Source organism: Collimonas rhizosphaerae, assembly GCF_038896935.1.
GTDB lineage: Bacteria > Pseudomonadota > Gammaproteobacteria > Burkholderiales > Burkholderiaceae_D > Collimonas > Collimonas rhizosphaerae.
Genome location: NZ_JBANDC010000022.1, coordinates 31,830 through 52,976, shown reverse-complemented (window position 1 = coordinate 52,976; position 21,147 = coordinate 31,830). Strand labels below are relative to the sequence as shown.

The following is a 21,147-nucleotide window of genomic DNA, read 5'->3' as shown; positions in this document are numbered from 1 at the left end:
CCCTCTCTTCACGTTAGCTTGCACATATCGGCGGTCCGGGCTGGCAGGCCATTAACGGCCGCTGGATTCCTCATCGACGTTGGAGAGGTGGAGTGGGAGAGATCTAATACAGTCTGTCAGTGAAAACCGCAGATGCGAAGCGTTGTCCCTCCACTCCGGCACCTTCTAGTTTCCCAGAAAGCGTCATTTCTAACCATACAAGCGGAGCGTATTACGCCGCATGTGATGCCTCACCAGGGTACGGGATGTCAAATGAATTGGCGTGAATAGCGATAAGAGAATACTGCATGATGTCGATCAAACATGCGGCGCAATACGCTTCGCTATTGGCGCCCTACGCCTTGGCGCGTTGGAACATGATGAGCTGTATCGCCTTGCACCTGAAGATATCCATCTATACTACAAGCTTGAGCAACACAAAGGCTGATGGCATGCGGCAACTATTTGCACGGCAGGCCGGAGGCGACAGGAAACAATGCATACCAAACGACGCATACTGGTGAAGACCATGCTGGCCCTTGGCGCCATGACTGCCGCGGCCGGCGCCTGGGCCGGCTACAATATCTGGTCCAACGAATACACGTTTTCGCAAAAGCAGCTGCAGACTGCCATCGACAGCAAGTTCCCGCAGCAGCTGCGTTATGCGGAAGTGTTCAATGTCGGCCTGAAGAACCCGCGCCTGACGCTCAACCCGGACCAAAACCGGGTATTGACGCGGGTGCATGTCAGCGTGCTTAGCCCGCTGCTGCTGGCGGGGACGTTGAATGGCGCGATCACGCTCAGCAGCGGCTTGAAGTATGACCGGGCCACGCGCGCCGTGCAGCTGGACAATCCTACTGTCGACAATATCGATTTCAGCAACGTGCCCGCCCAATACAAGCCGCAGCTGAGCCAGATCGGCGCGGTCGTGGCGCAGCAGGTGCTGAATAATTACCCGATCTATACCTTCACCAGCGACCAGCTGCGGCTCAACGGCAAGACCTTTGAGCCCGGTGCGATCACGGTGCAGCAGGATGGCATCGCGGTGGAAATCAACGAGTCCGGCGCTTAAACCGGGCGCTTGGCGAAGGTCGTTTTGGTGTAAGCCAGGCTAAAGCCGGCGCGCTCGGTGTTGCGCGCGCTGGTGTTCGCCGGCCGCGCCGTGACGCTGGCCAGCGTACAGCCGGCGTTGCGGGCCGCCGCCAGCCGCGCGTGCAGCAGCGCAAGCTGGATTCCGCGTCCTCTGTACGCCGGCAGCGTGCTGGCGATATACAAATGCGCCAGCAGTCCCGCCGGCGTCTCGATCAGGCTCATGCCGGCCGTGCCGGCTACCTTGCCGTCCACGGTCGCGGCGAACAGCAGCGTATCGCTTCGTTGCAAGGCAATCCGCGCCAGCGTCTCCAGCAAGACGGGCGGGCGATTTACCGCCTGCACCGAGAATCCGGCCACCGAGTCGCCGGCAAACGTGGCTTCCACCAGAACCCTGTCGGCGATTACCTCTATCCCGCTGGCGGCCGCTGCATAGGCATCCGCCGGCGCCAGGTGGCGCACGTAGGTATTGCTGAAAGCGTTGGCCGCATAGCCGCGCTCGGCCAGGACCGCCAGCGTGCTGCTGTCAGCGTGAGGACAGGCATCGACCTGCGTCTCCAATCCATGGGCGGCGTACTCGGCTTCCAGCCGCGCCAGCTCGCCGGAGTCCACCGGCGCTCCCATGCCCAGTCCTGTGACGTGGTTGAGTTTGCGTCCGAAAGCCGGATCGGTGAGCGCGGCGACGCCGCCGGCGATGGCGATGGCGCGCGCGTCCTTGTATCCAAACTCTCGGCAGGCCGCCACCTGCCGGCTCAAATGTGTTGCTTCGGCCTGCTCTAGTGCGCGGGCGAGTTCGGGGCCAGTCAAAATCATGGGAAGTCGGGGGCAAGTTGAGGGAGCAATTCGGGGGAGCGATTCAGGCCGGGACAATTGTATCCGAGTAGGTCATGTGCCGCGATTCCCCCATCAGGAACGGCCGGTTGGGTTCGATCACTTCCCGCAGGTAACGCCACAGCGCGGCTACCCGCGCCACATTGCGGGTTTCGGTGGCGGCCACCAGCCAGAATGCGCGCTGGATGTCGGCCTGGCCGTCCAGCACCGGCACCAGGTCGTCGCTTTGCTGCGCCAGGAAGCAGGGCAGGATCGCCAGCCCCTGGCCGCTGCGCGCCGCCGTGTACTGGGCAATCACGCTGGTGCTGCGGAACGCGCGGAAAGCGGCTGGCGCCACGTTGTCTTTGTAGCGCAGTTCTTCGCTGAACACCAGGTCGTCGACGTAGCCGATGAAAGCATGGCTGTTCAAGTCCTGCAAGGTCTTGATGGGCGCGTGCGTCTCCAGGTAGGAGCGGGTGGCGTACAGCTTGAGCAGATAGTCGGTCAGCTTGGTGACGACGTAATTGCCGCTTTGCGGACGCTCGATGGTGACGCCGATATCGGCTTCGCGCTTGGACAGGTTGACGAAGCGCGGCACCGGCAGCAGGTCGACCGTGATGTGCGGATGCCGGGCGCAAAAATGCGCCAGGTGCGGCGCCAGCACAAAAGTGCCGAAGCCCTCGGTAGCGCCGAGCCGGACCTGTCCCGACAGCAGCCGGTTGTGGCCGCTCAGTTCTTCCGCGGCGGCGTATACCGTGCTCTCGACCCGCTCCGCATATTCGATCAGCCGATGGCCCTCCGCGGTCAATGTATAACCCTGGTTGTTGCGCTCGAACAGCTGGCTGCCGACCTGTTCTTCAAAGCGGCGCATGCGGCGCGACACGGTCGAGTGGTCTATGCCGAGTTTCTTTGCGGCCTCCACCAGGCCCTGGCTGCGCGTCAGCTCCAGGAACACGCGCAGGTTATCCCAGTCCAGCATGGCATTTGTCGATTTCACCTGCATCTCCTCGCTTTGCATAAATGCAAAGCTGTTGTGGATTATTGTCTATTGTCCCAATAATAATGCACATGCAGTATACCTATATAGAAATTCATAAAAATCAGCCCAGGATCCACCGTGGCGGAACCGGCTAAAAGACAGGAGACCAGGATGTGGATAAATGCGGGGCGCAATAAGCTGCTTGCATGCAGTTCGGCCGTGATCTTTTCGTTAACAGGTTTGCTCGCCGGCGGCCAGGCCTTGGCCCAGGAAGGCGATACCTACAAGGTCGGCATCCTGACCGACATGTCGGGGCCGTATTCGGCGATGGGCGGGCCCGGTTCGGTGGTGGCGGCCAAGATGGCGATCGACGATTGCCTGAAGGCCGAATGCAAGGGCATGAAAATCGAACTGCTGACCGCGGACCACCAGAACAAGGCCGACATCGGCGCCTCCAAGGCGCGTGAATGGATAGACCGCGACAAGGTCGACGCCATCGCCGACCTCACCAACTCCTCGGTGGCGCTGGCAGTGCAGCGACTGATCCGCGACAAGGGCGGCATCGCCATGTACAGCGGCCCGGCGACCGGGGTGCTGACCAACGCCGAATGCGCGCCCAACGGTTTCCACTGGATGTTCGACACCTACTCGCAGGCAGCCGGAGCCGCCGCCGCACTGACCAGGATGGGACAGAAATCGTGGTACTTCGTCACCGTCGACTATGCCTTCGGCCAGTCGCTGGAAAAGGATGCCGGCGATGTCGTCAAGCGCCTCGGCGGCACCGTGGTCGGCTCGATCCGCCATCCGCTCAACGCCAGCGACCTGTCCTCGTTCCTGCTGCAGGCGCAGAGTTCCAAGGCGCAGGTGATCGGCCTGGCCAACGGCGGCCAGGACACGGTGAATGCGATCAAGCAGGCGCGTTCGTTCGGCATCGGCACCAAAAACCAGCGCCTGGCGGCCTTGCTGGTATTCCTGTCGGACGTGCATGCGCTGGGATTGAACGATGCCCAGGGCCTGGTCTACACCGACGGTTTCTACTGGGATTTCGACAACGAAACGCGCGCCTTCTCCAGGCGGTTTGAAACGCTTTACAAAGGCAACAAGCCGACCATGGTGCACGCCGGCGTCTATTCCAGCGTCTATCAATACCTGAAAGCAGCAGCCGCGACCAAATCGCACGACTGGAAAATCGTGACCCAGAAAATGCGCGAGATCCCGATCCAGGACGCCGTCATGCGCAACGCTTCCATCCGCCCGGACGGCCGCGTGATCCATGACATGTATCTGTACCAGGTGAAAACGCCGGCCGAATCGAAAGCGCCTTGGGATTACCTCAAGCTGCTGTCGACCATCCCGGCGCAACAAGCTTTCAAGCCGATGGACGCGTCCTGTCCCTTGGTCAAGTAAGACCAGCAAGGCGCCCGCGCTGCGGTGCGACGCCGTTCATTTTTTATTGTTTCAATTGTTCGAGGAAGCCATCATGTCTACCAATATTCCCAGCGTTCCGAATGTTCCTTTGCATATCGGCGGCAAAGCCGTCCAGTCGGCCAGCACCGAATGGCGCGATGTCCTCAATCCGGCGACCCAGGAGGTGGTAGCGCGCGTGCCGTTCGCCACCAAGGCCGAAGTCGACCATGCGGTCGCCAACGCCAAGCAGGCGTTCGCTGGCTGGCGCAACACTTCGCTGGCGCAGCGCATGCGCATCATGCTCAAGTTCCAGCAGCTGCTGCGTGAAAACATCGCGCCGCTGGCAGAGCTGATCACGCGCGAGCACGGCAAGACCTTGCCGGATGCCGAAGGCGAAGTGATGCGCGGCCTGGAAGTGGTCGAGCATGCCTGTTCCATCACCTCGCTGCAGCTGGGCGAGCTGGCCGAGAATGCCGCTACCGGCGTGGATGTCTACACCATCAACCAGCCGCTGGGCGTGGGCGCCGGCATCACGGCGTTCAACTTCCCGGTGATGCTGCCGTGCTTCATGTTCCCGGTCGCGGTTGCCTGCGGCAATACCTTTATCCTGAAACCGTCCGAGCAAGATCCTTCATCCTCGCTGTTCCTGGTTGAACTGGCGCAGCAGGCTGGCTTGCCGCCGGGCGTATTGAACGTGGTGCACGGCGGCCCGGATGTGGCCAACATGCTGTGCGACCATCCCGACATCAAGGCGATTTCCTTCATCGGTTCGACCAGCGTCGGCACCCATGTCTATCGCCGCGCCAGCGAAGCCGGCAAGCGCGCGCAATGCATGATGGGCGCGAAGAACCATTGCATCGTGCTGCCCGACGCCAACAAGGACCAGGCCATCAACAACCTGCTGGGCGCGGCGTTCGGCGCTGCCGGCCAGCGCTGCATGGCGAATTCGATGGTGCTGCTGGTGGGCAAGGCGCGTTCCTGGTTGCCGGAAATCGTCGAGCGTTCGCGCGGCCTGAAGATCGGGCCGGGCAGCGACCGCAAGGCGGACCTCGGGCCGATGGTGTCGAAAGCCGCCAAGGCGCGCACCGAACGCCTGATCGGATCGGGCGTGGAGCAGGGCGCGCAGCTGTTGCTGGATGGCCGTAACTGCGAGGTGGCAGGCTACCCTGACGGCAATTTTGTCGGCCCCACCATTTTTTCCGGCGTGACTGCCGAGATGGATATCTATACGCAAGAGATTTTCGGCCCGGCCATGTGCGTGGTCGAACTCGAAACGCTGGATGAAGCGATTGCCTTCATCAACGCCAACCCGAACGGCAACGGCACGTCGATCTTCACGTCGTCGGGCTGGTCGGCACGCAAGTTCCAGAACGAGATTGATGTCGGCCAGGTCGGCATCAACGTGCCGATCCCTGTGCCGGTGGCTTACTTCAGCTTCACCGGTTCGCGCGCTTCCAAGCTGGGCGACCTCGGCCCTAACGGCAAGCAGGCGGTGCAGTTCTGGACCCAGACCAAGACCGTGACCGCGCGCTGGTTTGCGCCGGACGCGGACGGCGGCGAGATCAACACGACGATTTCGATGAAATGATGCAGCAGCATCCCACGGACCACAGGAGATTTTGACATGAGCAGCGACATCGTTTTTATCGGCCTCGGCAATATGGGTTTGCCGATGGCGCTGAACCTGGTGAAAGCCGGCTGCAAGGTCAGCGGCCATGACCTGGTGGCGGCCAGCGTCGACAAGTTTGTCGCCGGCGGCGGCAGCACCGGCAGCGATTTGCCGGCCGCGGTGGCGGCAGCCAGGATCGTCATCACGATGCTGCCGGCCAGCCGCCACGTCGAGGGCGCCTACCTTGGCCCCAACGGCATCCTGGCGCAGGTGGCGCCGGGCACATTGCTGATCGACTGCTCGACCATCGCTCCCGACGCCGCCCGCAAGGTAGCGGCAACGGCGCGCGACAAGGGTTTCACCATGCTCGACGCGCCGGTCTCGGGCGGCACCGGCGGCGCTGCCGCCGGCACGCTGACCTTCATGGTCGGCGGTTCCGCTGACGGTTTTGCGCTTGCCAAGCCTTACCTGGAAAAAATGGGCAAGGCGATCTTCCATGCCGGCGACAACGGCAGCGGCCAGACCGTCAAGATGTGCAACAACATGCTGCTGGGGATACTCATGATAGGCAGCTGCGAAGCGATCCGGCTGGGCATGGCGAACGGCATGGATCCCAAGGTGCTGTCGGAAATCATGGCGAAAAGCTCGGGCCGCAACTGGGCGCTGGAAGTGTACAACCCGTGTCCGGGCGTGATGGAAAATGCGCCGGCGTCCAAGGGTTATGCCGGCGGTTTCGGCGTCGACCTGATGCTCAAGGACCTGGGGTTGGCGGTGGAAAATTCCTTGTCCACCGGCAGCAGCGTGCCGCTCGGCGCGCTGGCGCGCAACCTGTACGACATCCACAGCAAGAGTGGCGCCGGCGGGCTGGATTTTTCCAGCATTTTCAATATGCTGGCCAAGGCCGAAGGAGCCTAGGGCCTGTTAACATTTAATTTGGGAGTGCGAACGCGCGGCAGGCGTTGCGTGCCTAGGCGCAGCGACGCGACGTAGCGGTGCTACGGCAAGGAGTTGCAACAACGGCATGCGACGCCTGCAGCCGTTCCCGAAGGGTTCAAAGCAAAACGTGCGCTGGCCGCGTTGCATGGCTTGCAGGGGCGGCCAGCCCCTGCTGCGCCACGCGCCTTGCCACCACACGTTTTGCTTTGAACGCATCTCCCAAATTAAATGTTAACAGGCCCTAGAACGCATCTCACGAATATTGATGAAATGAGCTCTGGTTATCCTGACTTGAGCAGGCGCTTGCGTTCTGCCGTGTATGACCACCACGGCAGCGCTTCGGCGCCTTCCATGTAGCGCACCGCCGACATGAACACGTCGATCACGCACGGATCGTGCCGGGCGCCGGTCTTGGCGCACAGGGTGTCGTACATCTGCAGCGGCGATTGGCCGACCAATTGACCTGGGTTCTGAATGCCGATGCGGCGCAGGTCGGCAGCGCCAGCCTTGCCGATATTCGGCAAATCCTCCAGCTGTACTACGGCAGCCCTGTCGAGATATTTGGGCATTCGCTCTCCATTACGTATTTTGTGGCGGTTCGCTCATTGTGACACTGCCTTGGCGTTCGTTCCCGCCCTGCATAAGCTTATGCAGCAAAATTACTTGACCGGCAATATCTGTATCGAATAATATTACAGTATGAAGTCGAGTCGATTTGCCGTGGCGGCACATATTTTAGTCAGCGTCGAGTACGCTACCAAGGGCGGGGAAGTGTTTTACCCCTCCACGGCCATTGCTGCCAGCGTCAATACCAATCCCGTTTTTGTGCGTGAACTGCTGCGCAAGCTGAGCAAGGCCAGGCTGGTGCTGACCAAGGAAGGCAAGGGCGGCGGCGTGCAGCTGGCGCGGCCGGCGTCGGACATCAACCTGGCCGAGATCTACCAGGCGGTGGAAGAAGGGCCGGTGCTGAAACACAATACGCGCTCGAAAGACCTTTGCTGTCCGGTCAGCTGCGGCATGGATATGGTGCTTGATCCGGTGGTGTCGGAAGTCGAAGGGGCTTTGCTGGATATTTTGCGGGAAAGGAAATTGTCCGAGCTGGTCAACAAGATTGCCGACAAGCCAGGCAAGTAGTGGTTTTTTTTATATTTAACTGTATAAAAATCATATACAGTTAATTTGGCAGTTACGCAGTGAATTGAGTGCCGGATCGAAATTTGATCCTATTTTTATATTTTAAACTGTATTAAAAAATAATACAGTTTAGCTGTGGCGAGATGAATCCGCAGCAAACCTGATGCAGGGCAGCCGGTACGGGTGGCCAGCACCGGCTGCATTTTTATTGATTTCAGTCAGTTCTATCGGACGTAACGAACAGGAGTTTCACATGGAAAAAAATATGGCGGCGATCAGCGCCCAGAACGACAGCCTCCTCGATCTGCCGGTGCATGCCACCAGCAGCGCGGCATCGCCTTTGCGTTCGTGGCTGTCGGTGGTGGCGGTAGCGATAGGCGCGTTTGCTTTTGTCACGACCGAATTCCTGCCCGTCGGGCTGTTGCCGCAAATCGCGCGCGACCTCGGCGTCTCGCCCGGCACCGCCGGCTTGATGGTGACCACGCCAGGCGTCATTGCAGCAATCTCGGCGCCGGCGCTGATGCTGGGAGCAGGGCGCATCAACCGTCGCCTGATCTTGCTGATGCTGTCGGTGCTGCTGCTGGCGTCCAACCTGATCTCGGCGATGGCGCCCGGCTTTGGCACGATGCTGCTGGGCCGGGCCCTGCTGGGCGCGGCGCTGGGCGGATTCTGGACGCTGGCGCTGGCGACTTCGGCGCGGCTGGTAAAAGAAGAGCATGCGGCTAAGGCAACCGCGATGATACTCACCGGCGTCACCTTCGCCACCGTGATCGGGGTGCCGCTTGGAACCTTCATCAGCACCCTGGCTTCGTGGCGCGCATCATTCATCGCCACCGGTGTGCTGGCTGCCGTGGCGCTGGCTGCGCAAGCACTGCTGCTGCCTTCGCTGCCGTCAAAAGCGGCGATACGCTTCAGCGACCTGGGCGCCTTGCTGGGCCGCGCCACCATCCGCAAGAGCCTGCTGATGGTAGCGCTGGTGTTCGGCGCGCACTTTTCTGCCTACACCTATGTCACGCCGTTCCTGGTGCAAAGCGCAGGATTCAGCCTGCCGGCAATTACGTCGGTATTGCTGGGCTTCGGTTTCGTCGGGTTTGTTTCCAACTTCGGGATCTCGACCACCGTCTCCCGCAACCTGCAGCTGTCCTTGTTTTCCATGGTGGCGATCCTGATGGTGGCATTGCTCGCGTTGCCGCTGCTGCATGCATCCCAGGCCGGCGTCGTGACCATGGTGCTGGCCTGGGGCGTGGCATTCGGCGCCATTCCTCTGTGCGCCAGCATCTGGCTGCAGCTGTCGTCGCCTGATCTGCCGGAAGCCGGTTCCGCGCTGTTCGTCAGCATCGTGCAGGTAGCGATTGCGGTGGGCTCATCCACCGGCGGCGTGGTGGTCGATTCGCTCGGCATCCCGGCTACCTTGTGGCTGGGCGGCGCGCTGGCGCTGGCCAGCCTGGCGGTGATCGCCAGCTTCGGTTTCAACAACAAGAACCTGGCCGAGACCTTGAGTCAATAACCGGCGGCCCGCTTGGCAGGAGCGGCGGCTGGTCCTGCCGGCTGTGCCGACCATTGGCCAAGCCAGACGCTGGCAAGGATGATCGCTGCGCCCAGTATCTGCAGCAGCGACAGGTGCTGGTCGAGCACCAGCCAGCCGAGCACGGTCGCTGTCACCGGACTCAGCAAGCCGAGCGAAGCGGCCGCGGCCGGCTGGATTTTTTGCAGGCCGCGGAACCACAGCCAGTAAGTCAGGCCGGCGCCGACCAGGCCCAGGTAGAGGAAGCCGACGATATTTTTCGTGTCGAGCGCAGGCAGCGGCGGTTCCAGCCATAGCGCCAAGGGCAGCAACAGCAGGCCGCCGGCAGTCAGCTGCCAGGCGGTGAAGGTGAGCGGCGCTACCGGCGCGCGCCAGTGTTTGCTGAGCGCAGTGCCGATCGCCATGGACAGTGCACCCAGCAAGCCGGCGGCGATACCGATGGCGTCCAGCCTGGCCGACGGCGTGAGCACCAGCAGCGCCACCCCGGCGATGCCTGCCGCGCCTGCGGCCAGGGCCAGGCGGCGCGGCAGCTGGCGGAACAGCAGCCAGGAAAACAGCAGCACCATCAAGGGCTGGATCGCGCCGACCGTAGCGGCAACGCCACCCGGCAAGCGATAGGCCGATACGAACAGCAGCGACCAGAACACGGTGAAATTCAAGGCGCCGAGTACAAACACGCGCAGCCACCAGATGCCGCTCGGCAGTTTCCGCAGCAGCGCCAGCAGCAACAGTCCGACCGGCAACGCACGCAGCATCGCCAGCATCAATGGGTGTCCGGCCGGCAGCAACTGGGTGGTGACCAGGTAGGTGCTGCCCCAGATCGCCGGGGCGATGGCGGTGAGCAGCGTGTCATTCAGGGCGGAGTTCGTTTTCTTCATGGCATTAATCTTTATGTGAACTATCTTCATATCAAGATAAATACATTTTACATCAACTTCTCTTGATGTCAAGATATCGGCTTTGACCTTACTAATTCACGGGAAGCAGGCTGTTTGAATGGCAATGGATAAAGTCGACAAGATTCTTGAGCAATGGCGGCGCGAACGGCCCGACCTGGACAGCTCGCCGATGGGCGTCGTCGGCCGCATCGGCCGGCTGGCGCATTACCTGGAGCGGGGAGTGAACGAGGGGCTGGACCAGTTCGGCCTGACCAACTGGTCGTTCGACGTGCTGGCAACCCTGCGCCGCGCCGGCCAGCCGTACCGGCTGTCGCCCAACGCCTTGCTGCAGTCGCTGATGATCACTTCCGGCACCATGACCAACCGCATCGACCACCTGGAGCGCGCCGGCCTGGTGGAGCGCGCGCATAACCCGGACGACCGGCGCAGTGTCCTGATCAGCCTGACCCCGAGCGGACTGGAATTGATCGAGAAGGCGGTGGCGACCCATGTCGCCAACGAGCATCGCTTGCTGGCTGAACTGGGCGGAGCGGACAGGGAGCAGCTGGCGGGATTGCTGCGCCAATTGCTGGTCAAGTTTGAATCCTGACCAGGCGAAAAAAAACGCTGCGGATAAATCGGCAGCGTTTTTTTTATGGGCGGGAAGGTATTAACCGCGCTTCTTGAACTCGTTGGTGCGTGTGTCGATTTCAATCATGTCGTCGGAGCTGACGAACAGCGGCACCATGACGATGTGCTGGTTCGCTTCGATGGCGTTTTCGATCTTGGCTTCTTTCAGGACGTTGCCCGAAGTGTTGCCCTTGACCGCTGGTTCCGAGTAGACAACCTGGCGCACGATGGTGGTCGGCAGTTCGACCGAAATTGCCTTGCCGTCGTAAAACACGGCTTCGCATTCCATGCCGTCTTTCAGGTAGTGCAGGGCGTCGCCCAGGTTTTCTTCTTCGATTTCATACTGTTCGTAGTCGGTGTCCATGAACACGAACAGGGGATCGGCGAAGTACGAATAGGTCACCGGTTTCTTGTCGAGCACAACTACGTCGAACTTGTCGTCGCCGCGGAAAACGTTTTCCATCGGAGCGTTGGTCAGCAGGTTCTTCAGTTTCCACTTGTAGGTGAAGCCCGTGCGGCTCGAACCGTTGACGTCAGAACGCAAGACGATCATAGGCTTACTGTCAACCATGATGATGTTGCCAACACGAATTTCTTTTGCAGGTTTCATAGCGAATATACGTAAAAAGTAGGTTACTTGAGAATCATCTGTAGCCTACTGGCAAAAAACGCCGCAAGCCAACGTATGATTGAATTTTTAATTGCGTCAAAAATTAGCCGTATATTTTAACCTATTTTTTTGCGCGCCTTACCTAACTGTTTCGGCAAACTTCAGTAAATTGCCGGCCAAGTCACCATTTGCCAACATTTGCTGCTGCCAATCCATGGCCATCATGGCAATTTTTGGCATGTCGGCTGCAAATGCCGGCCATAGCGCCGACCAGTCCACCGCTGCTTTCGTAGCTTCGTTCCAGCATAGGGAAAATTCGGCCAGCTTTTCCGTTGTGGCCGCATATGACTGCAGGAATGCGTTCAATTTCACGTGATGCAAGTCTTCGTCTTGCGGATAGATATGCCAGACAAACGGTTTGCCGGCCCACTGGGCGCGCACAAAGGAATCCTCGCCCCGCACAAAATTGAGGTCGCAGGCCCATAGCAGCTTGTCGTAGTCCTGCTGGGGAAGGAAGGGCAGCACCCGCACGGTCAATGCGTCGCGCGTTGCGCTGGCGCCGGCTTGCGCCGCTTGTCCCAGAAATGCCTCGACGGTGTCGACGGCAACGCCTTCCGGCACCAGGCAGGCAATCGCCTTGCCGCCGCCTTGCCATGCCTTGAACACGGCCGCAACCGGCGCCTGCGGATAGCAGAACAGGGAGACCTTGCGGGATGCCATTTCGGCCGGCGTGACGCCAAGCTGCCGCAGAAAGGCCGCCATGGCGGCCTGGTCATCCAGGAATGCCTGGCGCTGTTGCAGCAGGCCGGATTCAAGCAGCAGGCCGCCGGTTTTGCCGGTGAAGCCGGGGAAGAAAAAATATTTGACCAAGGAGCGCGATTGCGGTGAAGGCAATGTGTGGCAGCCTTCCACCCATGCTTCCGCGCTGAGCCCTTCCAGGTTCAGCCATACCGGATGCGGCACACGTTCCGCCATCGCCGCGATATAGGCGGGCGGTATGTCGCAGGCAAAAAATTCGATCACGATGTCTGCTATGTCGGCGGCCGTAAACACGCCGTCCTGGCCGCGCCAGTGGCGTATCGTGACGGCGCTCACCTGCTGCGTCTCGCGGTCGGTGGCGACTTGCGGACAGATCCGCTGGAAACTCTGCAGGTCGTCTACCCACAGGGTCACGCCGATGCCGTGTTCCTGTTCCAGTTGCCGCGCCAGGCGCCAGCAGATGCCGATGTCGCCGTAGTTGTCGACCACCTTGCAAAACAATGCCAAGGTCGTCTTTTGATGATGTTGGTCCAAGATTCAGGTTCCAGTGTGTGCGTTTTTTTATTGCCCGGCGGTTTTGCATTTGACAGTGTAATGTAATAATGCCGTCCCCCGCATGACACTGGACGATGAAGATGACGAATGAGCGCGACCTGATTGCCGACCTGACGCTGGCAGTAATCGATTTGGCAGGAGCCGTGGCGCAGATAGCGGAAACCATGCCCGGGCACACCAAGGCGCAGGTCAACGATTCGCTGAATGTGGCGGTGACCAAGCTGGAGCAGGTGGCCATAGCGATTAGCGCCGGCGGCGACGGAGGCCGCAGCGAAGATGGTGACGTCGCTGCGGCGGCAACGGAAGCCGAAACGCAAGCCGAAACGCAAGCTGGCTAGGCGGCTCGGTCGAAGCGGGCGTGTTCCAGCAAATGACGGACTATGATCCGGTGAAAAGGCATGATCGCCGCAAGATAAGTTCGTCCCGGGAGATTATTGGTCTTGACTACGGTGCTGACGGTCACCAGCGTGCCGGCGGTGCCCGCAGGTGCGACCGTCACGCTGACCCTGAAATCCAGGTGCTTGTCGTCGAACCCTAACACTACCTCTTGCGGTGATTGCGCAACGACAGGAAAACCGCCTATCGTGGGCTGCGGGGCACCCGCATCATCCACGCCTATCTCAACTGTTTTCAGTTGGAACAGCCTGACCACGCGGTTGCGTGTCGACACCAACCGTTTTATCCAGGCAGGCGGATTCCTGAGGACAGCCTCGGCTGCCTGGCGCGCGTCCAGGCCCGGCATGCCAGCCTGGACCTGGTAAGCGTCGACAAAATCATGCCCGGGCAACAGTGCGCTGCAGCTCGGGCTCGGCATGACGAGGAGCGCGGTGCCGTTCATTTCTTACGCGTCCTGGCTTCGTACTCGGCCGCCGCGCTTTCAAACCGCTCGCGGGTGGTTTCTTCGTCGCGGCTGCCGAACGCGTAGTTCGCTTCCAGCCACATGACGTTGATGATGCCGAACGCCAGCGCCAGGCCGACTCCCAATATCCATGCGAAATACCACATAAGTTTCTCCCTTGTCCGGTCAGTAAGCGGTGTGCTCGTTGTCTTCGATATGCTTGAGGGTGACCTTGCCGCGCATGACCCGGTACACCCAAGTGGTGTACAGCATGATGATAGGCAGCATGATCACCACCACCCAGAACATGATGCCCAGCGTCTTGTGGCTCGATACGGCATCCCAGATGGTGAGGCTGCTGCCGGGGTCGAGCGAGGACGGCATGATGAACGGGAACAGCGAAGCGCCTGCGGTCAGGATCACGGCGGTGACGCTGATTCCGCTGGACAGGAAGGCCGCCATGGACTTGCCGGCGCTGCTGAATGCCGTGCACAGCAAAGCCGCGGCGACCGCCACGATCGGCAATGCCCAGGTTGCCGGCCAGCGCGCATAGTTGTCGAACCAGGCGCCGGCGACGGTAACCACGGTTTTTGCGGTCGGCATGAAGGCGGTGTTCATGTCCGGCATGGCGCTGATGCGATAGCCGTGGATGCCGTAGGCGACCCAGAAACCGCCGGCGATGAACAGCGCGGCGGTGGCCAGGCCGGCGATTCTGGCGACGCCGCGGGCGCGCTGGGCGATCACATCGTCGGTCTTGACTTGCAGGTAGGCGGCGCCGTGCATCAGCAGCATGGACACGCTCAGCAGGCCGGCCAGCAGTCCGAACGGATTGAGCAGCTGGAAGAAGTTGCCGGTATATTCGACCCGCATGGTGTCGTCGTAGTGGAAAGGCACGCCGAGGAACAGGTTGCCGAACGCCACGCCGAAAATCAGCGGCGGCACGAACCCGCCGGCGAACAGGCCCCAGTCCCAGGCGTTGCGCCAACGGGTATCGGCCACCTTGCTGCGGTAATCGAAGCCGACCGGGCGGAAGAACAGCGAGAACAGCAGCAGCATCAGCGCTACGTAAAAGCCGGAAAACGCAGCGCCGTACACCAGCGGCCAGGCCGCGAAGATGGCGCCGCCGGCGGTGATGAACCAGGTCTGGTTGCCTTCCCAGGTGCTGCCGATGGAATTGATGATGACGCGCCGTTCGCCGTCGGTCTTGCCGATGAAAGGCAGCAGCATGCCGACCCCGAAATCGAAGCCGTCGGTCAGGGCGAAGCCGATCAGCAATACGCCGACGAAACCCCACCAGATCACTTTCAGTGTTTCATAGTCAAAGATCATGCTGTTCCCCTTAGGCCTTGGCGGTGTGGTCGTGGCTGGCGCTGGGCTTGTCCAGCAATTCCCAATGGTATTTGCCGGTATGCAGGCTGCTTGGGCCGCGCCGTGCGTACTTCACCATCAGTATCATTTCAATGACGAACAGGAAGCTGTAGAAGCCGAGGAAACCGGCCAGGCTGAAATACAGGCTGCCAGGCTGCAGGGTCGAGGCCGACAGGTGGGTCGGCAGCACGCCCGAGATGGTCCATGGCTGGCGGCCGTATTCGGCCAGCAGCCAGCCGAGTTCGATTGCGACCCACGGCAGCGGAATGCTGTACATCGCCAGCCGCAGCAGCCAGCGCTGCCGGGCCAGTTTCTTGCGGATCAGGAAGTAGAAAGAGCAAGAGAAAATGAACAGGAACAGGATGCCGAGGCCGACCATCAGGCGGAACGACCAGAACATCGGCGCGATCTTGGGAAACGTGTCGTTGACCGCCATGGCGATCTGCTCAGGCGTAGCATCGACTACCTTCGGCGTGTATTTTTTCAGCAGCAAACCGTAGCCGAGATCGTGTTTCAGCTTGTCGAAATCGGCAATCGCCTGCGGCGACTTGTCGCCGCCCTTGAGGCGGGTCAGGGCGGCATACGCCAGCATGCCGTTGCGGATGCGTACTTCGTGTTCTTTTTTCAGGTCATGGATGCCGCTGATCTGCTTGTCCACCGAGCGGGTGCCGATCAGGCCCAGCACATAGGGAATCTTGAAGGCAAAATCGGTGCGCTGCTCTTTCTCGTTCGGCCAGCCGAACACGGTGATGCCGGCCGGCGCCGGTTCGGTATGCCATTCGGCTTCCATGGCCGCCATCTTGACCTTGTTGACTTCGCCGGCGGTATAGCCGGATTCGTCGCCCAGCACGATCACCGACAGGGTCGACGCCAGGCCGAAGCCGGCGGCAATCGCGAACGAACGCAGGGCAAACGCGGTGTCGCGTCCTTTCAGCAGGTAGAAGGCGGAGATGCCGAGCACGAACATGGAGGCGGCGACGTAGCCGGCCGACAGGGTGTGCACGAACTTGACCTGGGCCACCGGATTGAAGATGACGTCGACGATGCTGGTCAGCTCCATGCGCATGGTTTCATAGTTGAATTCGGCGCCGACCGGATTGTTCATCCAGCCGTTGGCGATCAGGATCCACAGCGCCGACAGGCTGGAACCCAGCGCCACCAGGAAAGTGATCAGCAGATGCTGGACCCGCGACAGGCGGTCCCAGCCGAAGAAGAACAGGCCGACGAAGGTCGATTCGAGAAAGAAGGCCATCATGCCCTCGATCGCCAGCGGCGTGCCGAAAATGTCGCCGACATAATGCGAATAGTAGGACCAGTTGGTGCCGAACTGGAATTCCAGCGTGATGCCGGTGGCGATCCCCATGGCGAAGTTGATGCCGAACAGCTTGCCCCAGAAGCGTGTCATGTCTTTATAGATAGGGCTGCCGGTCATCACGTACACCGACTCCATGATGACCAGGATCCAGGCCAGTCCCAGGGTGAGCGGCACGAACAGGAAATGGAACATCGCGGTCGCCGCAAATTGCAGGCGGGACAGGGCGACGACTTCATCAATAGGAATCATTGGCGGGTCTCCGAAGGGGAAGGGTGGGAGGGTGTGGAAGATGCAGGTGCAGCGGGCGGCTGGCTCAGGAAATGCTGTTCGACCAGGTTGGTCGGCATGCGCATTTTCTTGGTTTGCGGCTCGGAGAAGAAAGCTTTCCAGAGCAGCGTCAGCAGGGCGATCTTAACGACCAGGATCAGGGTGATCTCGACTGCCAGCGGCAGCCGCGTGAATCTTTTGTTGGCGGAGAAAGACTGCATGCGTCTATTCCTTTAGCTGAACCGTCAGCTGCACATCGGGGTGATCGTGGTGGCTCTTGCTGCCGCCGGAGCCGACGCGGAACTTGTCGCGCACATCCAGCAGTTTCTTGACTTTGGAACCCATCTTCATCAGCGACGCCAGCGTTTCCGGCGACAGGCGTTGCACATCGTCGAACCAGGAACTGGACAGCTCGATCAGATTGTACATCTCGCGCATCCGCTGTTGCGCCAGTTTGTCGGTGTCGTTGGCGGGATTTTCCAGCAAGGCGTCACGCAGCATCGACAGGGTCGGTTCGATCTCGCGCCGGCGGCGTTCTTCCAGCAGGGTCTTGAAAATGTCCCAGATATCCTTGGGCGGCTCGAAATATTCGCGGCGGTCTCCCGGCTGGTGCAGCAGCTTGACCAGGCGCCAGGACTGCAGTTCTTTCAGGCCCATGCTGACGTTCGAGCGCGAGAAGGTCAGGTAGTCGGCAATCTGGTCGGCGTTCAGCGGCTGGCCTAGCACATACAGCAAGGCGTAGATCTGGCCGACGGTGCGGTTGATGCCCCAGCGGCTGCCCATTTCGCCGAAATGCGAGATGAAGCGCTGGGTCAGCGGCGTGAGGGGAGTAAGCGGGCTGCTTGCGGGCGGGGTGGTGTTGGGAGGCGTCATGATGTTTTGAGTTTTCAGTAATTACTGAAATATAAGTCAAAACAGGAAGATGTGCAAGGTCGTTGCCTTATGGTTATCCATCCGGGCGAATCGCTGTCTTTACCGCAACTAAGTCGATGTTGCATCGCACGATAGGGCATTGAGCCGTTATAATTTCAGGCTGAGAAGGTTTTGTAGCGAATTTTTAATTATTGACGAGAGCACACCATGAGTCTGAATCAAGTATCGGCCGGGCGCGATTTGCCAAACGATTTCAACGTCATCATCGAGATCCCGATGAATGCCGATCCGATCAAATACGAAGTCGACAAGGAATCCGGCGCGATTTTTGTCGACCGTTTCATGGGTACTGCCATGCATTACCCTTGCAACTACGGCTATATCCCGCAAACCTTGTCGGACGACGGCGATCCGGTCGACGTGCTGGTGATCACTCCGTTCCCGCTGTTCCCAGGCGTGGTAGTGCGCTGCCGCCCGATCGGCGTCTTGAAGATGTCGGACGAAGCCGGCCAAGACGCCAAGCTGCTGGCGGTGCCGGTAGACAAGGTGCTGAGCATCTACACGCACTGGCAAAAGCCGGAAGACATGAATGAACTGCGCCTGAAACAGATCCAGCATTTCTTCGAGCACTACAAAGACCTGGAAAAGGGCAAATGGGTCAAGATCGACGGCTGGTTCGGTCCGGATGAGGCGCGCAAGGAAATCTTGTCTGGCGTTGAGTCTTACAAGAAATCCGTCGCGGCGTAATTTGTCCCGGGTTTAATAAAAAAGCGCACCCCGGTGCGCTTTTTTTATTACCTAGCCGCTTTCACCAGCAGCATCAGGCGCCCGCCAAACTGGTTCAGCAGCAAACCGCACAGCACCAGCAGCCCGGCCATGATTTTCCATGGCTGCAGCGCTTCGCCCAGCACCAGGCTTGCGCTCAGCATGCCGGCCACCGGCACCAGCAGCGAAAACGGAGCGACCGTGGCCGCCGGGTATTTGCGCATCAGGGTCGACCAGATGGCGAAACCGAGAATGGTGGTCGGATAAGACTGGAACAGCACGGCGCCGGCCGAGATCCAGCTGAAGCGGGCGGCGGCATCCTGCCAGGCTGCCGGCCCTTCGATCGCCAGCGAGGCCAGCAGCAGGCCGGGCGCCGCCAGCAGCGAACCCCACGCCACCAGCGCCAGCGGATTGACCTTGCCGATCTGCTTGGTGACGATATTGGCGGCGGCCCAGCTGAGGCCGGCGCCCACCACCAGCAGGAAGCCGATGACGGTAGCGGCGCCGTCCAGGTGCGCGGCGACCAGGCCCATGCCGGCAAAGGCGATCAGGGCGCCTGAAACCTGCGCCGCGCGCGGCCGTTCTCCGAGGATGAGAACCGCCAGTCCGACCGTGAAGAAAACCTGCAGCTGCATCACCAGCGACGCCAGGCCCGGCGCAAATCCCAGCTTCATCCCGTAGAACAGCAAGGAAAACTGGCCGGCAAACTGCAAGCCGCCGTAGGCGATCAGCAGGCGCCAGGGAATCGCCGGCCGCTTGATGAAAAACACCAGGGGCAGCGCGGCAAAGATAAAGCGCAATGCGCAAAACAGGATAGGCGGCAAGCCTTGCAGGCCGATCTTGATCGCGACGAAATTGAAGCCCCAGATGGAGACGGTCAGTACAGCAAGCAGGATGTCGGTAGGTTGCATGTTGAATTGCTCCGTAAGGGAAGGATGAAGCAAGTCTATTGTTTCTGTATGATGATTAAAGATGCTTTTATAAAATCATTGTTTCTCTATAAAAAATATGATCGATTTGCAAAGAATGGTGGCGTTCGCCGCCGTGGCGGACCACGGCAGCTTTTCGATTGCGGCGGCACGGCTGGAAGTGTCCAATTCGCACATCAGCAAACAGGTCAGCGCGCTGGAGCGCGAGCTGCGGGTGCGCCTGCTGCAGCGGACCACGCGCAGCCTCAGCCTGACCGAAGCCGGCGAACTGTTTTACCGGCGCTGCAAGACCATCCTGTCGGATGTGGCGGAAGCGGAGCAGGAGGTATTGCGCCGCCAGGATTCGCCGCAGGGGATCTTGCGGGTGACGGCGCCGGCCAATTTCGCCAATGCCTGCCTGCCGGACATCATCTGCGATTTCATGCGGCGGCACCCGGAGATCGAACTGGAGCTGACGCTGTCCGACCTGTTCTTCGACCTGGCCGAGCGCGGCATCGACGTCGCCTTGCGCATCGCCACCACGCCGCCGGAGAATGTGCATGCGCGCCTGCTGCACCAGATCGACTGGAGCGTGGTCGGCAGCGCCGGATATTTCGCCACGCGCCGCCAGCCGCAGACGCTGGCCGAACTGCCGGCCTATGACTGCCTGGCCGACAACGTGATGTCAGCCAAGGACGTGTGGCAGTTCGAGGAAATCGGCGGCAAGCCGGGGCAGCACCACGAAATCGGCATCGATCCGCACATCAACTGCAATAACAGCGTCTGGCTGCGCGAATGCATCCTGCGCGGGATGGGCATAGGCTTGCTGCCGGACTACATGATCGGCGCCGACCTGGCGCAAAAGAAGCTGGTCAAGCTGCTGCCGCAATACGCGCCGTTGCCGCGCCGCCGGCTGTACGGCATCTACCTGCCGAACCGCTACCTGTCGTCCAAGGTCAGGCTGTTCCTGGAAGCGGTAGAGCAGGGCTTGCAGCGGCCGTCCTGAAACGTCTCACGCCCTGGCCTTCAGCGCCAGCAGCAGGCGCCCGCCGAACTGGTTCAAGGCCAGGCCGGCCAGCACCAGCAGGGCGGCGACGATTTTCCACCATTGCAGCGATTCATCCAGCACGGCGGCGGCGCTCAGCATGCCCACCAGCGGCACCAGCAGCGAGAACGGCGCCACCGTGGCGGCCGGGTATTTGCGCATCAGGATAGTCCAGATGCCGTAGCCGACGATGGTGTTCGGATAGGACTGGTAAAACACCGCCGCCACTGAAACCCAGCCGAAACGGGCAAAGGCGTTGTGCCAGGCGGCCGGGCCTTCGAGCAAGGCCGAGGCCAGCAGCAAGGGCGGCGCCGCCATCAGCGAACCCCAGGCCATCAGCGCCAGCGGATTGATCTTGCCGATTTTCTTGGTGACGATATTGGCGCTGGCCCAGCTCAGGCCGGCGCCGATCACCAGCAGGAAGCCGATCACGGTGGCCTTCGCTTCCAGGTGCGTCGCCACCAGCACGATGCCGGCCAGCGCCACTAGCGCGCCCAGCAACTGCGTCAGCAGCGGCCGTTCGCCCAGCAGCAGCACCGCCAGGCCGATCGTGAAAAACGCCTGCAGCTGGATCACCAGCGACGCCAGGCCGGCGCCTATGCCCAGCTGCATGCCCGAGAACAGCAAGGAAAACTGCAGGGCGAACTGGAACAGGCCGAAGCCGATCAGGTAGCGCCAGGGAATCGGCGGCCGCTTGATGAAAAACACCAGCGGCAGCGCGGCAAACACGAAGCGCAGCGCGGAAAACAGCAGCGGCGGCAAGCCTGCCAGGCCGATCTTGATCACGACGAAATTCATGCCCCAGATCGTGACGGTCAGCAAGGCTAGCAGGATGTCGGTGGGTTGCATGGCAGTGTGGCGTGAGGAA

25 protein-coding genes are annotated in these 21,147 nt (G+C 60.7%); 11 read left to right on the top strand and 14 right to left on the bottom strand.

Annotated elements, in window-relative coordinates; translation table 11 throughout:
• Nucleotides 1-287 precede the first annotated feature (287 nt).
• Nucleotides 288-503 carry a hypothetical protein gene (locus V8G57_RS23110; RefSeq protein WP_342831376.1) on the top strand — a complete coding sequence of 72 codons (216 nt, stop codon included), beginning with the start codon at nucleotides 288-290 and terminating at the stop codon, nucleotides 501-503.
• Entirely contained in the window at nucleotides 476-1,051 is a 576-nt protein-coding gene (locus tag V8G57_RS23105; RefSeq protein WP_342831375.1) for a DUF1439 domain-containing protein, read from the top strand. The genes V8G57_RS23110 and V8G57_RS23105 overlap by 28 nt, the downstream gene beginning before the upstream one ends.
• On the opposite strand, the gene V8G57_RS23100 is transcribed toward V8G57_RS23105, so the two are convergent.
• Together V8G57_RS23100 and V8G57_RS23095 are read right to left on the bottom strand one after the other, a co-directional pair.
• Nucleotides 1,048-1,881 carry a GNAT family N-acetyltransferase gene (locus V8G57_RS23100; RefSeq protein ID WP_342831374.1) on the bottom strand — a complete coding sequence of 278 codons (834 nt, stop codon included), beginning with the start codon at nucleotides 1,879-1,881 and terminating at the stop codon, nucleotides 1,048-1,050. The two genes, V8G57_RS23105 and V8G57_RS23100, sit on opposite strands and share 4 nt — an antisense overlap.
• Nucleotides 1,882-1,924: 43 nt before the next feature.
• Nucleotides 1,925-2,857: a LysR family transcriptional regulator gene (locus V8G57_RS23095; RefSeq protein ID WP_092393577.1), complete on the bottom strand. Its 933-nt coding sequence runs from the start codon at nucleotides 2,855-2,857 to the stop codon at nucleotides 1,925-1,927.
• 171 nt (nucleotides 2,858-3,028) lie between these two features.
• On the opposite strand from V8G57_RS23095, the gene V8G57_RS23090 reads away from it, so the two are divergent.
• From V8G57_RS23090 to mmsB, 3 genes are all read left to right on the top strand, one after another.
• Entirely contained in the window at nucleotides 3,029-4,264 is a 1,236-nt protein-coding gene (locus V8G57_RS23090; RefSeq protein WP_425458323.1) for an ABC transporter substrate-binding protein, read from the top strand.
• A gap of 73 nt (nucleotides 4,265-4,337) precedes the next feature.
• Entirely contained in the window at nucleotides 4,338-5,852 is a 1,515-nt protein-coding gene (locus V8G57_RS23085; protein WP_342831373.1) for a CoA-acylating methylmalonate-semialdehyde dehydrogenase, read from the top strand.
• Nucleotides 5,853-5,888: 36 nt separating this feature from the next.
• Nucleotides 5,889-6,788, top strand: a complete 900-nt coding sequence (gene mmsB / locus V8G57_RS23080; protein WP_342831372.1) for a 3-hydroxyisobutyrate dehydrogenase — start codon at nucleotides 5,889-5,891, stop codon at nucleotides 6,786-6,788.
• Nucleotides 6,789-7,090: 302 nt separating this feature from the next.
• On the opposite strand, the gene V8G57_RS23075 is transcribed toward mmsB, so the two are convergent.
• A complete protein-coding gene (locus V8G57_RS23075) occupies nucleotides 7,091-7,378 on the bottom strand; it encodes a helix-hairpin-helix domain-containing protein (RefSeq protein ID WP_342831371.1) in 288 nt (95 codons plus the stop codon).
• Nucleotides 7,379-7,508: 130 nt separating this feature from the next.
• Between V8G57_RS23075 and V8G57_RS23070 the strand changes: the two genes are divergently transcribed.
• Nucleotides 7,509-7,943, top strand: coding sequence for an Rrf2 family transcriptional regulator (locus tag V8G57_RS23070; RefSeq protein WP_342831370.1), 435 nt, complete (start codon nucleotides 7,509-7,511; stop codon nucleotides 7,941-7,943).
• Nucleotides 7,944-8,196: 253 nt separating this feature from the next.
• Nucleotides 8,197-9,450 carry an MFS transporter gene (locus V8G57_RS23065; protein ID WP_175500869.1) on the top strand — a complete coding sequence of 418 codons (1,254 nt, stop codon included), beginning with the start codon at nucleotides 8,197-8,199 and terminating at the stop codon, nucleotides 9,448-9,450.
• Here the strand turns inward: V8G57_RS23065 and V8G57_RS23060 are convergent.
• Nucleotides 9,444-10,346: an EamA family transporter gene (locus tag V8G57_RS23060; protein ID WP_092393298.1), complete on the bottom strand. Its 903-nt coding sequence runs from the start codon at nucleotides 10,344-10,346 to the stop codon at nucleotides 9,444-9,446. The two genes, V8G57_RS23065 and V8G57_RS23060, sit on opposite strands and share 7 nt — an antisense overlap.
• A 124-nt stretch (nucleotides 10,347-10,470) precedes the next feature.
• Here V8G57_RS23060 and V8G57_RS23055 point away from each other — a divergent pair, with 124 nt between their 5' ends.
• Nucleotides 10,471-10,956, top strand: coding sequence for a MarR family winged helix-turn-helix transcriptional regulator (locus tag V8G57_RS23055; protein ID WP_175500878.1), 486 nt, complete (start codon nucleotides 10,471-10,473; stop codon nucleotides 10,954-10,956).
• Between the two features lie 60 nt (nucleotides 10,957-11,016).
• On the opposite strand, the gene V8G57_RS23050 is transcribed toward V8G57_RS23055, so the two are convergent.
• Together V8G57_RS23050 and earP are read right to left on the bottom strand one after the other, a co-directional pair.
• A complete protein-coding gene (locus V8G57_RS23050; protein WP_342831369.1) occupies nucleotides 11,017-11,586 on the bottom strand; it encodes an elongation factor P in 570 nt (189 codons plus the stop codon).
• Between the two features lie 138 nt (nucleotides 11,587-11,724).
• A complete protein-coding gene (gene earP, locus V8G57_RS23045; RefSeq protein WP_342831368.1) occupies nucleotides 11,725-12,879 on the bottom strand; it encodes an elongation factor P maturation arginine rhamnosyltransferase EarP in 1,155 nt (384 codons plus the stop codon).
• A gap of 95 nt (nucleotides 12,880-12,974) precedes the next feature.
• Between earP and V8G57_RS23040 the strand changes: the two genes are divergently transcribed.
• Complete coding sequence (locus tag V8G57_RS23040; RefSeq protein WP_342831367.1) at nucleotides 12,975-13,238, top strand: hypothetical protein; 264 nt, start codon at nucleotides 12,975-12,977, stop codon at nucleotides 13,236-13,238.
• Here the strand turns inward: V8G57_RS23040 and V8G57_RS23035 are convergent.
• The 6 genes from V8G57_RS23035 to V8G57_RS23010 are packed head-to-tail and all read right to left on the bottom strand — an operon-like array spanning nucleotide 13,235 to nucleotide 17,561.
• Nucleotides 13,235-13,738 (bottom strand): DUF2867 domain-containing protein, encoded by a 504-nt coding sequence (locus tag V8G57_RS23035; protein WP_342831366.1) that lies wholly within the window; start codon nucleotides 13,736-13,738, stop codon nucleotides 13,235-13,237. The genes V8G57_RS23040 and V8G57_RS23035 overlap by 4 nt on opposite strands.
• Nucleotides 13,735-13,905, bottom strand: coding sequence for a cytochrome bd-I oxidase subunit CydX (gene cydX / locus V8G57_RS23030; protein WP_092393316.1), 171 nt, complete (start codon nucleotides 13,903-13,905; stop codon nucleotides 13,735-13,737). Before cydX ends, V8G57_RS23035 begins: the two co-directional genes overlap by 4 nt.
• Nucleotides 13,906-13,924: 19 nt before the next feature.
• Entirely contained in the window at nucleotides 13,925-15,067 is a 1,143-nt protein-coding gene (gene cydB / locus V8G57_RS23025; RefSeq protein ID WP_092393318.1) for a cytochrome d ubiquinol oxidase subunit II, read from the bottom strand.
• 10 nt (nucleotides 15,068-15,077) lie between these two features.
• Nucleotides 15,078-16,670: a cytochrome ubiquinol oxidase subunit I gene (locus V8G57_RS23020; RefSeq protein ID WP_092393321.1), complete on the bottom strand. Its 1,593-nt coding sequence runs from the start codon at nucleotides 16,668-16,670 to the stop codon at nucleotides 15,078-15,080.
• Nucleotides 16,667-16,909, bottom strand: coding sequence for a cytochrome oxidase putative small subunit CydP (cydP, locus tag V8G57_RS23015; RefSeq protein ID WP_092393324.1), 243 nt, complete (start codon nucleotides 16,907-16,909; stop codon nucleotides 16,667-16,669). The genes V8G57_RS23020 and cydP overlap by 4 nt, the downstream gene beginning before the upstream one ends.
• 4 nt (nucleotides 16,910-16,913) lie before the next feature.
• Nucleotides 16,914-17,561, bottom strand: coding sequence for a GbsR/MarR family transcriptional regulator (locus tag V8G57_RS23010; protein ID WP_342831365.1), 648 nt, complete (start codon nucleotides 17,559-17,561; stop codon nucleotides 16,914-16,916).
• Nucleotides 17,562-17,768: 207 nt separating this feature from the next.
• Between V8G57_RS23010 and ppa the strand changes: the two genes are divergently transcribed.
• Nucleotides 17,769-18,308: an inorganic diphosphatase gene (gene ppa, locus V8G57_RS23005; RefSeq protein WP_014006739.1), complete on the top strand. Its 540-nt coding sequence runs from the start codon at nucleotides 17,769-17,771 to the stop codon at nucleotides 18,306-18,308.
• Nucleotides 18,309-18,355: 47 nt separating this feature from the next.
• Here the strand turns inward: ppa and V8G57_RS23000 are convergent, their stop codons facing one another.
• Entirely contained in the window at nucleotides 18,356-19,237 is an 882-nt protein-coding gene (locus V8G57_RS23000) for an EamA family transporter (RefSeq protein WP_342831364.1), read from the bottom strand.
• A 97-nt stretch (nucleotides 19,238-19,334) separates the two neighbouring features.
• On the opposite strand from V8G57_RS23000, the gene V8G57_RS22995 reads away from it, so the two are divergent.
• Entirely contained in the window at nucleotides 19,335-20,240 is a 906-nt protein-coding gene (locus tag V8G57_RS22995; protein WP_342831363.1) for a LysR family transcriptional regulator, read from the top strand.
• 6 nt (nucleotides 20,241-20,246) lie between these two features.
• Here the strand turns inward: V8G57_RS22995 and V8G57_RS22990 are convergent, their stop codons facing one another.
• Entirely contained in the window at nucleotides 20,247-21,128 is an 882-nt protein-coding gene (locus V8G57_RS22990; protein WP_342831362.1) for an EamA family transporter, read from the bottom strand.
• Between the last annotated feature and the right edge of the window lie 19 nt (nucleotides 21,129-21,147).